The sequence below is a fragment of the Colwellia sp. F1 genome (assembly GCF_056238625.1).
The window spans coordinates 1-13,621 of the sequence record NZ_JBWDLI010000026.1 but is presented as its reverse complement, the minus strand read 5'-3'; the positions used below and the strand labels follow the sequence as shown (position 1 = coordinate 13,621).

Here is a 13,621-nt window from a genome sequence, read left to right as displayed (position 1 = left end):
CATGTATTAACGATTAGTGGTGGGCAGCAATTAATCCTCAATGTGGAGGAGAGGAACAGCATTATCATAAATTGCATGGGCAGCATTTATCAGAAAATTTATTCCTAAAACTGGTGCGGAATGTCGGCTATAACCATCACATTGTAAATAGCCTTGATAACCCGCGAGAAATGCTTCTGCGCAAGCGCGACTTCGACTTGCTTGGTAGTCGTAAATAACCACAGGCTCATCGCTGGTTTCATTGCTGCGATAAACCCACATGTAGGAATGGCTGCTTGGGTTTAGGTGCGGTGATTATTTTATAATGTCATCTTCATTTTTTATTAACGAATGCCACCTTCAAAAAGCTGCTTAAACTGTTACCTGAGTTATTTAAAATAAACAGTATATCGCCTAGCTATCCATCCTTGAATTACATCTTCTCCATCAAAAACTTCAACTTTTAGCCAAACTCGGTTTGACTTATCAACCACTTCTATCAGTCTTCCTGTATTTAAAGTCATTATAATTTCCGACTTCATTGATGGTTCAGTTCTTAAGTTGACATTGTTGCCAGACACAACTCTTAAACCGCTTAGAACTTCTCGTTCAAACTGCGCTGAGCTACTTCTTACAAATTTTTTAACTTCAGATGGTGTTTCCATCAACTTCAAAGTCTTAGCAAGTAACTCCCTTTGGTCGTAAATGTAATTTGATATCAAGTTAAGAAGAATCGTTAAAAATATGAATTTTAGATAGTAAATAATTTTGTTTTGTACAGTGGAAGGTAACTTTTCGAAGTCATCAACTTGAGATATTTCATTGTTGATATCCTCATCTAACCCGTGGATATCGCTACTATACTCAGGAAGATTAAATGCTTTTTCGACTAATTCATTAAAATGGCTCAAAGGTGAATTGCGAAGATTGGCAATACTTTCAAAGGCATCTAGGTTATAAAGTTGGGATGCCTTTTTTGCACTTTCTATTAGTTGACTATACGACTCATTCTGTGAGAAAGCCTTCACTGACAGCCGATTAATTTCATCAAAACGGTTAATTGATTTAATCCATTCTGGTCGTTCGAAAGCCTTTAATAGCTGCTTGTTATTTTCGAATTCACTTTTCCACAGAGCGCTATCAAAAGAGCTTTTAGGTAAGCCTATGCTTTTGATTAAATTACCATAAGCATTTGAGCTTTCCAAAGCAAAGCTATTGTGGCGAGTTAGTTCTTCAAATTGATTAATGGTTTTAAGCCAAGCTGGTTGTTCAATAGCCTTAATAATTCTATTACTTTGTTCTGCTAATGTCTTAGCAGTTGTTAGCCATTGGGGTTCCTGAATAATTGATGATTGACGAAGCTTTTCCATTTCTTGATACATAGCTGAAATGGTTGTACTTTGAAGACCAAGGTTGGTTAATAATTCATTTTGCTTTTGTATCCTTGAGATTTCATTCATCAAACTTGGATTAAGAAAACTTGTAAAATTGTCATCACTCATTTAAATACATCTCCGCCATATCATCTAATTTGGCTTTTACTTCCTTCCAGTTTGGCATTACTTGGGTTAATAAGCGCCAGAAACGTTCGCTATGGTTGTGTTCAGCAATGTGGCAAAGCTCATGTAGTATCACGTAATCAATGCATTCTTTCGTTGCTTTAACGAGGTGAGGGTTGAGCATCAAGTTGCCTTTACTTGAGCAACTTCCCCATTGCTTTTTCATTGCCATCACACGAAAAGAGGGAATGCCTGTTACCCAAGTAGCTTTCGGAAGTAGTTCGGCTAGTCGTTCATGAAAAATTGCTTTTGCTTTGTGTTGATACCACTTGTCGATTAGTGGTTTAATTTTAACCAACCGATCATCAATATCTTTACTGACTTCCTGCTTGATTGTTACGTTCAATTTGCCACGGCTTAGCTTCACATTGGGCACTTGCTCGGCATCATTGATGATCTTTAATACATAGCGCTTACCTAGGTAAAACTGCGTTTCGCCACTCACGTAACGCTTGGGTAAAACGGTATCTTTTTGCTTAGCAAAGTCATCAATGCTGTGCCAAATCCATCTGGCACGCTTATGCATAGCATCTTGAATAGCATCATCACTTGCATCATGTGGCACTGTAGCCACAACACGCTGATCAGGGTGAACCTTAATAATTACTTTGCGTGCTGTTTTTTTAGCATTTTCAGCAGGCTTGGCTTTACGAATAACATCATAGCGAATGGTGTCGTTACCATAGGTAAAAACACCACGTTCATTGGTTGTTGTTCGGACCTCAGCAGCTACGGCTTGTTTAGTCACTCTTGTTAGCCCCTTGCTAAGCCTAATCGAGTGATCTTAAGAACTTCTTCAATCAGCTTTTGAGCGTTCTCAAGACCAAGATCACCAAACAGCATCGGTAATAACTTCATGTGTATGGCGTTTTCAATCTCAGCAGGATTGATTGAATACTCAGCAACAGCGGTATTCACCACATCATCAATACTAAACGCCAAGGCTACTAACTTGTCGCTATCCAGATCCTTTTCAGTCAAGAAGTCGGCATTAAATAAGTGCTTAAACAAACCAAAGTAGGCTTGTGCATGTTTATTTAACTTGCCTGAGTCATCAACAAAGTCATTGGGAACATCAGCGACTTTGCGATCTTTCACTTCCTGTTCAAAATCTGCAAAAAGGATGTACTGCTTAACTGGCGCATCAAACATTGCTTTGGCATCTTCAATCGCCTTTTTAAGCATCTTAGAAAAATATTCCTGAGCATAAGGATCATCCGCTAAGTCTTGCTCAATCATTTTGGTAATTCGGCCCGTGATTTTATCCGTTTGGTTACGAGCCTCATCATCGCTCATATCCTGTGGCTTAACGTCTTTTCCTAAATTACCGACCAAGTACGCACCGTCTGGCTCTTTAACTTCAATACCTGCAATGTGCTTGTCTAGAAGGCTGCGAATATCTTCAGCGTACTCATCATAATTAATGATTTCATCGGCATCTTCACGTACTTGTTTACGTAAATCTACAAAAGCTTTTAAGTCACGTTTGTAGAGGTCCCGTTTATTATCGAATGACTTATCTTCAAAGTAGGTGGCTGATTGTAGCGCTACTTTCATACAGTTTGAAAATGCGGTCAGTGCTGAGTAGAAGTCATCACGCTTTTTAAGGTTAGTGTCGGTAAGCTTACCATCAACATCATTCACCTTAGGCGCTAACGCTTGGCGAAGCGCTGGGCCATCTTGCTTGTTTTTAACACCTTCAAATATTGCCCATAAGTCGCTGTGTAGTCCCGGAAGCTTTTTGTATTCCGTATCCATGCGGTTATACAAACCTTTAAGATCATCAATATCGAAGCCGCCTTGGGTACGTTCTGCAAGGTCTTGATACTTCTCAATAGTGGTATCAAGCTCTTTTAATATGCCTCGGTAATCAATTAAGTAACCAAACTGTTTTTTACTATGCAATCGGTTAACACGGGCAATAGCTTGTATTAGGTTGTGTTCTTTTAGGGGCTTATCGATATAAAGCACAGTGTTCTTTGGCTCGTCAAAGCCTGTCAGCAGCTTATCAACTACGATCATGATGTCTGGGCCATCATCTCTACCAAAGGCTTCAATAATGGCTTTGGTGTAGGCTTTTTCGTCCATTTTATTAACGTTAGCCTTCCACCAGTTTTGTACAATGTCCTTACTTTCCTGATCAACCGCTTCGTGACCCTCACGAGTATCTGGAGCCGACATCGCCACAACTGATGTAACCGTGCCTATTTTATCCAATGCCTTCTTATAACGGATTGCAGAAGCTTTTGAGTCACAAGCTAGCTGGCCTTTTAAGCCTTGTTGTTTAAAGTTTTGGAAGTGGTCGGCAATATCATAAGCAATCAGGTCAATTCGACCTTCAGTTTGGTAGATCTGACCTTTTTGCGAAAACTTCTTCTTTAAATCCGTTTTTTGCTTATCAGTTAGTTTACTGGTACTGCGTTCAAACCAAGCGTCAATAGCTTTATCGTTAACGTTCAGCTCTGGAATGCGTTCTTCGTATAACAGTGGGGTAACAGTTTTATCTTCAACCGCTTGCTGCATGGTGTAGGAGTGAATAATTTTACCGAACTTGTTTTCTGTCTTATCATCTTTTAATAGCGGCGTACCTGTAAAGGCAATAAACGCGGCTTTGGGCAGGGTTTGCTGCATACGGATATTATTTTCACCGTTTTGGCTGCGGTGACCTTCATCCACTAAAACAATTATATTCGGGCTGTCGTTGTAGCAGTCTTTGTGTTTTATTGCAGAGCCAAATTTATTAATTATCGAGAAAATAACGCGTTCGTTACCTTGACCTATTTGCTCGGCCAAACGCTTACCTGAGGTTGCCATAGCATCTTTTTTATCTCTGTCAGTTAATACACCACCAGATGCAAAGGTTCGGCTTAGCTGGTCTTCTAAATCCACGCGGTCAGTCACAATTATTACGCGGCACTGTGCTAGCTCTTCAAGCCAAATAAGTGCTTTTGATAAAAATACCATAGTAAACGACTTACCACTGCCCGTAGTATGCCAAATAACGCCACCTTGACGAGCGCCAGCGCCGCGAGCGGATGAAGAGTCATCAAACGTATTAATACGCTCAATAAGTGCTTTTATACCAAACACCTGCTGATATCGAGCTACAATCTTACCCGCTTTTTTATCAAACAAAGTAAACAGGCGAGTCATATCCAATAAGCGATCAGGACGTAGCAAACTTACAATTAGCCTGTCTTGGTCGGTTACCGTCAGCTCTCCTGCGGCAATAAGTGACTGGTAATCTGTTTTATCTTTTGCGGGGCGATGCTCAAACAATGCATTTAATTGCTCATCACTCAGCGTGTGGTTTTTAAGCCTAACAAATTCCGCTTCGGGTATTCCTAGGTGAGAGTGCTCTTCTTTCCACTTTGCCCAAAACTTATCTATCGTGCCGCACGTTGCATACAAGCCCTCATGTCCATTTATGGCTAATAGTAACTGGCTATAGGCATATAAATGCGGTATCTCATCCTGCTTTTGATTACGAATATGCTGAGAAATTGCCTCAGCATTGGTCGATTTACCTTCCTTGTTTGAATCGGGGCGTTTTGCCTCAATCACCACTAATGGCAAACCATTTACAAAACACACAATATCCGGTCTGCGGTTGCCCGTACCCTCGGCATTTTGTACTACTAATTCTTCGGTACAATGAAAGGCATTGTTATCAATATTATGCCAATCAATCAGCTTAATAGTGGGCGAGGCTTTTTTACCATCAATAAATTCAGTCACACTCACGCCATACATTAGCGCATCATAAATTTTCTCGTTAGCGGCTTTTAGCCCTAGGTTCATCGCAGGGTTCAGCTCATGCATTACCTTATCAATGGCCGCTTCTGAGAGCGTATGCTGCTTACCTGCAAACGAAAATGTCTGTTTGGCTAAAAAGGCACGCATTACAGGTAACAACACCACCTGATGGGTGCTTTTCTTTTCGCTAACTAGAATGTTACCGCGCAGCGCTTCGCATTCACTTGGAGGAATAAATGTGTAACCTAAATTAGTTAACAGCGTAAGCGCGGGTATTTTTGCGCTAAACTCTTCTTGGAAGTTTATCGTTCTGCTATTCATTTATATTCTCCACGACAATTGGTATTTCAGGCGGTGGAGGCGGAAAATGCTTAAACCATTCTTCGTGAATTTTACAGTTTTCACTATTAGGTTCTGGATAAGCTTGCTTAATTCTTACATGTAGAGGCATAGAAACACAGTTACCAAATATAAGGGCCTCTCCCGGAACGGATTGTTTTATCTTGTTGGCAAAATCATCTGAAAAAAATGGAAGAATCGCATATACATATTTCATGTCGATTTCATTTTGAATTCTATGAATAATGAAATTTGAACACTGAGATAAAACAGTTTCTGATAATTCAGACGGTCGTTGTGACGATATCAGCAAGTACAATGCATACTTTCTTCCCTCACGGGCAATCTGTTCGAATATGTTTTCGCGAAGAAGATATTTTGAGTCTTTTTTAATATATCGGTGAGCTTCATCAAGTACTAGGTGTACAGGTTTCTCTCGTCTTGCCGTCCCATTTAATTTTTTTCGGGATGAAAAGTTTAACCTTGATGTTACTGACGTTAATGTCTCTAATGCATCCTTAGACAATTCACTAGTATCTATGATTACCATATTTGTTTGTGAAGGTACGGTTAAATTCGTTCCCCACAGCCATTCTAGATACTTTTCAATATTAGTGGTACCAGCAGGCCGCTTTCTCATGAAATCACAATCTGGATTATCAAGGAAAAAGTCTAACCGAGTCATCATAGTAGATGTGTATTCTCTAACTCGTCTATTACCTCTAGCGTCTTCTTCTAGTAGGGTTAGATTTGCTGCCTGCTTTAAGAATCTGTAGTCAAAATACTGTTCAGAGCTAGCTCGTAAAGAAATTACCTCCTGTACAGAGTCATAATCAATTTTTCCACGAACATCATCAACAGCCTCTTTTAATCTATCATTGTTATTGCCGTAAGCTACTGAACAATTGTCATATAATTCCTGTAAATCGGCATACATTCCTTCTTCTTCACAGGCTTGTTTTAGAAGAGGGTCAAGCTCGATAAGCTCAGAAATGCCATAGATAACATTTTTTGCAGCCGTCACAATGGCGGTGTCGGTATCACCTTGCCCTAGAAGCATATGCACTAAATTACAGACTTTGAAGCGTAGATAATTAATGAACTTTTGTCGCTCTTCTCCCTCACGGGTTGAAATCATATAAAATTTATAGCTCTCTTGCAGAACCTTATCCCAAAAAGGGCGCTGAGTTGCATCTGTAGCCATTAAGAAAGCGCTCCACTCATCAATGCTCATAAGGAAGTGCGGCAGATAAAATGGTTCGACCCCATCCTCTTTGCCATTAATGTTTGGCTTTAGTAATCTAACTTTCAAATTGGGGCACTTATCATGATCTGTGAAAGCATTCCGATACTCACCGTTTACATCAAAGATTAGAATTCGAGAACCAATAGCGGAGTTTTTCTTTTTCTTATGTATTTCTTGGATAATATGAGCAATCGTATTTGATTTACCACTGCCAGAGTTACCAAGCACAGCAGAATGAATGTTAAAAAAGGAATTTATAGATATGTCTATTGGGTAATTGATTAAATTTTTACTTTCACCAAGATAAAAACTCTGATGAATACTATCGCACAACTCTTTATCTTTGCTAGTTTGAAGAATCAACTCCATATCTTCGAAAGTAACAATGTCAACTTCACTGTATATTCCCGGAAAAATGCCTACACCCAGATTAAACTTACCTAAACGAGTAATTGTTCCAACAGGTTTTAATAGCAATTCTCTATTACTATCAATATCGTAAGCGGCTGAGTCTATTTTCATGTCACTGTCGAAAATAGATACCACTTCACAAATAAGCTGCTCACCTACCGAATTTGTAGTTTTAAGGTAACTACCAATATTTCCGAAGTAATATACGACACCAGCTACGTTCACTGAATTGCCTCTTATCTCTGACGAGATCTTTACTCGAAACTGATTAAAATTTACTGAGGTAATTTTCCCTATCTTCATTTTTTATCCTTAAGCAGCTTTACTGATTTTATAAAGTCTTCAAGTACTTCACCTTCTTTGTTTCGATCTAAGTCAGGAATAAAGTTATTTACTATATAATTGAAGTAATGGACCTTTTCTTTATAAACGGTTCCACCATCTTCTGCGGTAGACTCTATTGCCCCTGATATTTGGTATATACGCCTGTCAGTTAGCCTTGTTAAATTTTCGGTTGGATAGTAATCACCAAAAATGACCACGCTTAAAGTTGAATTTGATGCCAATGCTGCGTAGATCGCATTGTTTATGTGTTCGTCACTAAAACTGTAACCAATAACTATCAACACCCCATGTTGTAGTAACAGTTTATTTTGAAACTCCCTGATAAGATCTGCGTAAGGTGAACCTAAGCTCTTATTTTGTTTGAGTGGTGTTGGATAAATAAGAACATTGCTGGCTTTGGGTGGTTCATTTGGAGCAACATCCACCTCTTTGATATTGAAAAATGAATTATCGTCTGATTCCACCCAGCTAATAGAGCCGTGGAGTTTGTATAGATAAACCATGTTTTCCAGAGGTTCATATTTTTCAACACTTGGGTCAACTTTTCTGGAAAACGTATAAGAGAAGCGTGCAGGGTTGAATGTACGAGAAAGGCCGCTGCTGAAGCCATTGTTGTAATTAATGTTAAGAAAGCCCAACGCAGTTTCACTAAGCAAATCATTGTTTGTTGTGAATACATTGACCCTTGCCAAATCTTTATTTCGTAGAGCTAACTTTTGATAAAGATTTTTATACAACGACAAAGAAAGTTCTGCATCAGTAGAATTACAGTCGATATTTATTGATGAATAAATCTGGGATTCAATTAAATCGATAAGAAAATCATTAAGACTATCTGTTTGACCAATCCCCTTTAAATACTCTCGTTTTGAATAGAGCGTGCCTAGGATATTTTCAAGGTTGTTAGGAGAAACATCCTTTGCAGATTTATATAAAGCCTTTAACTCATCATGTTTGAGTACATCTGGATGAGCAGCCAATGCCTGCGCAGTTTCAGCACTTGCAACTCGTTCAGATACTTTTTCAATTAACGGTGCCATAGCAGGTATGGCATCAGAGCTTGCACCAGCTCCGAGCAAAAAGTGAAGATTTTTAATATTAGTGAGATCTGACAGCTTGCTCCTAATCTTCTCAATGCCATCTCCGATACTATCTTGGTCAGCAAACAAGTTTTCTTGTCCTTGCTGAAATTTCAGATGTTCTTTAGCTAATTTTTTATCTTCACTCATTGTATTACGTCCTTTTAATTTAGTTTAATTTCACTCTGCGCTTGCCTGTTAACAATTGCTGCATTAACGCTTTTTTTTCTTGTTTAAGATCAGCAAGCTGTTGTTCTAGAGTAATTATTTCTTTATCAGCGCTATTAAGAACAGAGGCTATTTTTGCCTGTTCCAATTTATTCGGGAGGTTTATTGGCATTTTTTGAAACATTGGCAGCCTTAACGACTTAACTGTACTACCTACGGCTTGAGCTAAGAAATAGTGTCGGTAATAACCTATGTAATAGAACAAGAACCGCCCAACACAACCATCAAAGTTCATGATTGCGTATGTTCTTTGATGTAAATCGAATTTGCCTTTGAAGTGTTTAGGTACAAAGTCTTGTCCCTCTCCGGGTACAATTACTGCTTCAGAATCAAATAGGTAGCGACTGCTTGTACGGATATCTTCAGAACGATCAAAAAAGGTATATTGAGCATCAAGAGAAGAGTCCTCTCTATTTGAGCTACCTGTGGTGATACTACTTATTTCTCCGAGCTTAACTTCTTTCCACTCCCTCTCAAACGGTTTACCTGAATCATCAAGTAGGCGTTTTTTGCCCGTGAGCAGTTTTTGCATTAGGGCTTTTTTCTGCTGTTTGGTGTTATTGATTAAGCGTTCGGTGGTGCTAATCGCTTTATCCCAAGTTCCAAGGATAGTGGCGATTTTTTCTTCCTCTTGCTTTGAGGATGCAACCATTAATGGTAGCTCACTAAGAATTGCAGTATTCATGTTAGGCATTGTTTGCCCAACTGCATTCTGCTCTAGCCATTTCCTTACTGCACTTTTTTGCAAGAAGTAAGACAAGAAAATTGGTGAGTGTTCAGTATTTACTGTTGCTTTTAGACAGCCAGTTCCACATAGCGCGCCTTCCGATTTTTCATCTATTAGTGCAAACCTAGCTACATCACCACGTCTACTAAATAATATGTCACCTTCTTTCAAAGTATGTTTAGCTAAATCCTTGGCTCTTGAAGCGGGGATCTTTGCTGCATTGTTCAGATTAGCTCTATAACTAATGAGATCTTTTGGCATCAATACAGGCACACCTGCATCAGTATATTCATGTGCATGAAGCTGGCTACCGAAAGGACCTGTTTGTAATTTATTTGAGCAAACTTCACCAAGCGAAGTTAATTTCCATCCATTAGGCACCATAACCTAGCTCCTTCAAGTAGCCTTCCATTTCTGCTTCAAGGGTTTGCAGTTCGTTTTTAAGCTGTACACGCTCAGTGCGTACTGCCACTAAATCAATTTCTGCTTCTTCTTCAAAGGTATCAACGTAACGAGGGATGTTGAGGTTAAAGTCGTTTTCGGCAATTTCATCAACACTGGCAAGGTATGAATACTTATCGGTAGTTTCACGCGCTTTGTAGGTGTCGATGACTTTTTGGATGTTGTCTGGTGTTAACTGGTTTTGGTTTTTACCTGTTTTGAACTCACGGCTCGCATCAATAAACAATACGTTGTTGTCGGTTTTTTGCTTTTTGAATATTAAAATGGCTGCGGGGATGCCTGTACCAAAAAACAGCTTTTCTGGTAGGCCAATAACGGTATCTAGCAAGTTTTCTTCAATCAGTTGTTGACGAATTTTGCCTTCGCTTGATGCTCTAAATAACACACCATGTGGCACTACAACCGCCATACGGCCCGTTTCGGGTTTTAGCGTTTCAATCATGTGGCTGATAAACGCATAATCGCCTTTGGTTTTAGGTGGTACACCACGACGGAAGCGACCGTATGGATCGCTGCTGGCATCGCCATGGCCCCATTTATCCAAGCTAAACGGTGGGTTAGCTGTTACTACATCAAAGTGCAGTAAGCCGTTGCCGTCTTTATCAAGTAGTAATGGGTTACGAATAGTGTCGCCCCATTCAATACGGTGGTTGTCTTCCCCGTGCAGAAACATGTTCATTTTGGCTAATGCCCATGTAGAACCAATGGCTTCTTGCCCAAATAAGGCGTATTTTTTTGAACCAGAGTTTTTACGTACCATAGCGCCACATTTCAGTAGTAATGAGCCACTTCCTGTACATGGGTCACATATTTGGTCGCCTTCAACTGGCTCTAAAACGGTGGCTAAAAGGGTTGAGACCTCAGGCGGGGTATAGTATTCACCAGCGGTAGCGCCACTTCCAGCGGCAAAGTGTTTAATCAGGTATTCATAGGCGTTACCGATAATATCTAAGCTGCCAACACGCTCTGTGCTTAGGTTTAAAATGTCTTTACCAAAGTCTTCTAACAAGTGGCGCAGTAAATCGTTCTTTTGTTTTTCTTGACCTAGGCGGTCGGTATTAAAGCTGATGTCTTGGAATACGTTTTTAAGCTTACTGCCATTGGCTTCTTCCAGTGCATGAAGGGCTTTATCGATACGCTCACCGTTACCTGCTTCATAACGCTTTTCATATAAATCCCAAAAGCTCGCACCATCAGGTAATACAAAACGTTGCTTAGCCATCATCGCATCCACTAATGCTTTATTATTTCCGTATTGCTCAACTAATTTGGCGTGTTCGTCTTTATATACATCAGAGATATATTTTAAGAACAGCATGGTGAGGATGAAATCTTTATAAGTATCGGCACTGATCACACCACGGAAGGTGTCACAAGCGGCCCATACTGCTTTGTTTACTTCACTTTGCGTGATGCCATCACGCTGGCTCAAGGCTGTATCATCCTGATTGATTTGGTTGGTTGTGGTCATATTTTTTAAGTCCTTATTATTAATTTTTAAATCTGTTTTGTTTTAGGCTCTCTTTCAAGCGCATGAGCTTTCAAGTGCGTGAATAGCAATGGCTTCTAATTGTTGTTGCCTATTTTCAATAAGCTTTTGTAATACTTTTTGCTCTCTAACACCGCAGCGGTGCATTGCAGCGAGTTGTTTTTGCTTCTCTAACTTAAGTACCTTAATAGGCACATTCTCCAACACTTGCCTGCGAATACTTAGGTACATTGAACCTTCAGCCGTGGCTTTGAAATAACGCTGTGCAGGTTGTTGGTTGAGTTGCCAGCACAAGAAATCGGGCACGACCACATCTTTAAATTCAGGCTTTAAACGCACCACAAAAAAGTGTGGAGAACAGACAGTGCGCTCTAATACCTGTTCTACTAATACGCTGTAATGTTTTGCTCCTTTAGCGACAAATAACACATCGCCATTTTGTAACCAGCCGGGTTGTTTCTTCGTATTTAATACGGTTTCAACCATAGTGTATTGATTGATCTTACCTGTTGGCTCGGTATCTCTTACTTGAACAACATTTACGTCACTATTGTCGTATTGCTTCACCGTGCCACGAAAAGGGTGGCCTAAGCGGATATCGGCAATATCGCTCAGGCGCAGCTCTTGTGCAGCTTGGTGAATTTTTACATTCATGAACGTTAAACCTTGGTTGTGTTCAGCAAATCGATTTCTAAAAAAGTAAATAAACGCCAATGGGATATGACCAACTGGCGTTAAAAAATCGGAATTAATTTAATGAAAATTATTGTGTCTGACATTATTGGTTAGGTCAATTGGTTTTTGCAGTAATCAAATACTGCAATTTTATGTTGACACGTTAAATGCTCATGCGTATATTTTGCAGTGTTGTAATGTCTCGTAAATCTATCGGCAATGTGATCTCAAAAGTGCGTAAGGAATTAGCGCCATTCGGGAAAACATTAAAGCGTGATTTTCATGATTTACGTTCAACTTTTGCAACAAACCTTGCTGGCTTTCTGATCCATAAGAATCTGCCCATTGGTTTTGTGCAATACAAATTAATGCAGTTGATGGGTCATGCAGATTTTTCAACGACTCATATTCGATTTGATCAGTGATTTGCATTTTGATTCACGACATCAATATCACTATGAAATGTTTAATAATGGCGATGCGCTCAAAGAAATAGTATTGCGGTTAGCTTCAACAAACAATATCCATCATATCTATTTTGCTGCACATGGCTCTAAATAAGAGATATTAGGTTCCAACGAGGATGTAATCAGCACAGTTAAACTATCAAATCTTATTAAAGCCACAAATGATTGCCGTGGGAAATTAGATTCTATTTACTTTGGTAGTTGTAGCTTTGGTAATAGTAAAAATTTAAAAACGTTATTGCTGAGCGCTAAAAGCGAGCAAATTAGATGGGTAGATGGTTATACGAAAGAAGTAGATTTCGTTAAGTCTACCGCCTTGGATGCGACTTTCTGGCACGAATACCTTGAAGAAAAATATGATAAGTATGGAAAGCAGCTGAGTGCTCTGAACCGAATCGAGTTAGTTTGTGAAGAAATAAAAAGGCAAGCTAATGGTTTAGCAATAGAGCTTGGATTTAAAGTGATTGCGTATCACGCTAAGCGTGATAATCCAATTTGCGAATAGACTTAAGTGATTGAATTAATTTCACTTGATTAAGGTTGGTGATTTATTTAGACGACAAAGTAAATTTTGGAAGAATTATTAGCAGTGGATATTGACAGTTTGATGAATGGTCATTTAGAACCGGCCAAAAAAGAAAGATATAAAGCCTAAAATAACTTCAGGTAAAGAAAATCGTTACCTTGAAGATGCCGAGTTAGGATTGACACTTTGTGCTAACATAGTTGCCTACTGTGTCAGGATAGTTGTCGCTTCTAACTTTTAGTAGAGGCAGAGGTAATGAGTCGTAAATTTACTCAAGAATTTAAAGTACATGCGGTTGAAAAAGCATTATCTCGATGTGATGATATTCGCTTG

At 39.3% G+C, this 13,621-nt stretch carries 10 protein-coding genes and 1 pseudogene; 2 read left to right on the top strand and 9 right to left on the bottom strand.

Going from position 1 to position 13,621, the window contains the following annotated elements; translation table 11 throughout:
- Nucleotides 1-126 precede the first annotated feature (126 nt).
- The 9 genes and pseudogenes from AC0UA9_RS16405 to AC0UA9_RS16365 all read right to left on the bottom strand — a co-directional run.
- A pseudogene (locus tag AC0UA9_RS16405) lies at nt 127-267 on the bottom strand (IS66 family transposase); the annotation flags it as partial.
- A 101-nt stretch (nt 268-368) separates the two neighbouring features.
- The gene (locus tag AC0UA9_RS16400) at nt 369-1,481 is read right to left on the bottom strand and encodes an SH3 domain-containing protein (RefSeq protein WP_475661697.1); all 1,113 of its coding nucleotides are present in this window, start codon (nt 1,479-1,481) and stop codon (nt 369-371) included.
- Nucleotides 1,474-2,286, bottom strand: a complete 813-nt coding sequence (locus tag AC0UA9_RS16395) for a M48 family metallopeptidase (RefSeq protein WP_475661695.1) — start codon at nt 2,284-2,286, stop codon at nt 1,474-1,476. Before AC0UA9_RS16395 ends, AC0UA9_RS16400 begins: the two co-directional genes overlap by 8 nt.
- A 5-nt stretch (nt 2,287-2,291) precedes the next feature.
- Nucleotides 2,292-5,615 carry a type I restriction endonuclease subunit R gene (locus AC0UA9_RS16390; protein WP_475661693.1) on the bottom strand — a complete coding sequence of 1,108 codons (3,324 nt, stop codon included), beginning with the start codon at nt 5,613-5,615 and terminating at the stop codon, nt 2,292-2,294.
- Entirely contained in the window at nt 5,608-7,593 is a 1,986-nt protein-coding gene (locus AC0UA9_RS16385) for an ATP-binding protein (protein ID WP_475661692.1), read from the bottom strand. The genes AC0UA9_RS16390 and AC0UA9_RS16385 overlap by 8 nt, the downstream gene beginning before the upstream one ends.
- Entirely contained in the window at nt 7,590-8,864 is a 1,275-nt protein-coding gene (locus AC0UA9_RS16380) for an SIR2 family protein (protein ID WP_475661689.1), read from the bottom strand. The genes AC0UA9_RS16385 and AC0UA9_RS16380 overlap by 4 nt, the downstream gene beginning before the upstream one ends.
- A 19-nt stretch (nt 8,865-8,883) precedes the next feature.
- Nucleotides 8,884-10,053, bottom strand: a complete 1,170-nt coding sequence (locus AC0UA9_RS16375; protein ID WP_475661687.1) for a restriction endonuclease subunit S — start codon at nt 10,051-10,053, stop codon at nt 8,884-8,886.
- Complete coding sequence (locus tag AC0UA9_RS16370) at nt 10,043-11,602, bottom strand: type I restriction-modification system subunit M (RefSeq protein WP_475661684.1); 1,560 nt, start codon at nt 11,600-11,602, stop codon at nt 10,043-10,045. The genes AC0UA9_RS16375 and AC0UA9_RS16370 overlap by 11 nt, the downstream gene beginning before the upstream one ends.
- 54 nt (nt 11,603-11,656) lie before the next feature.
- Nucleotides 11,657-12,274: a restriction endonuclease subunit S gene (locus tag AC0UA9_RS16365; protein WP_475661681.1), complete on the bottom strand. Its 618-nt coding sequence runs from the start codon at nt 12,272-12,274 to the stop codon at nt 11,657-11,659.
- A gap of 218 nt (nt 12,275-12,492) precedes the next feature.
- Here AC0UA9_RS16365 and AC0UA9_RS16360 point away from each other — a divergent pair, with 218 nt between their 5' ends.
- Together AC0UA9_RS16360 and AC0UA9_RS16355 are read left to right on the top strand one after the other, a co-directional pair.
- Nucleotides 12,493-12,720 carry a hypothetical protein gene (locus AC0UA9_RS16360; protein WP_475661678.1) on the top strand — a complete coding sequence of 76 codons (228 nt, stop codon included), beginning with the start codon at nt 12,493-12,495 and terminating at the stop codon, nt 12,718-12,720.
- 280 nt (nt 12,721-13,000) lie between these two features.
- Nucleotides 13,001-13,267, top strand: a complete 267-nt coding sequence (locus tag AC0UA9_RS16355; RefSeq protein WP_475661676.1) for a hypothetical protein — start codon at nt 13,001-13,003, stop codon at nt 13,265-13,267.
- Nucleotides 13,268-13,621: the final 354 nt, after the last annotated feature.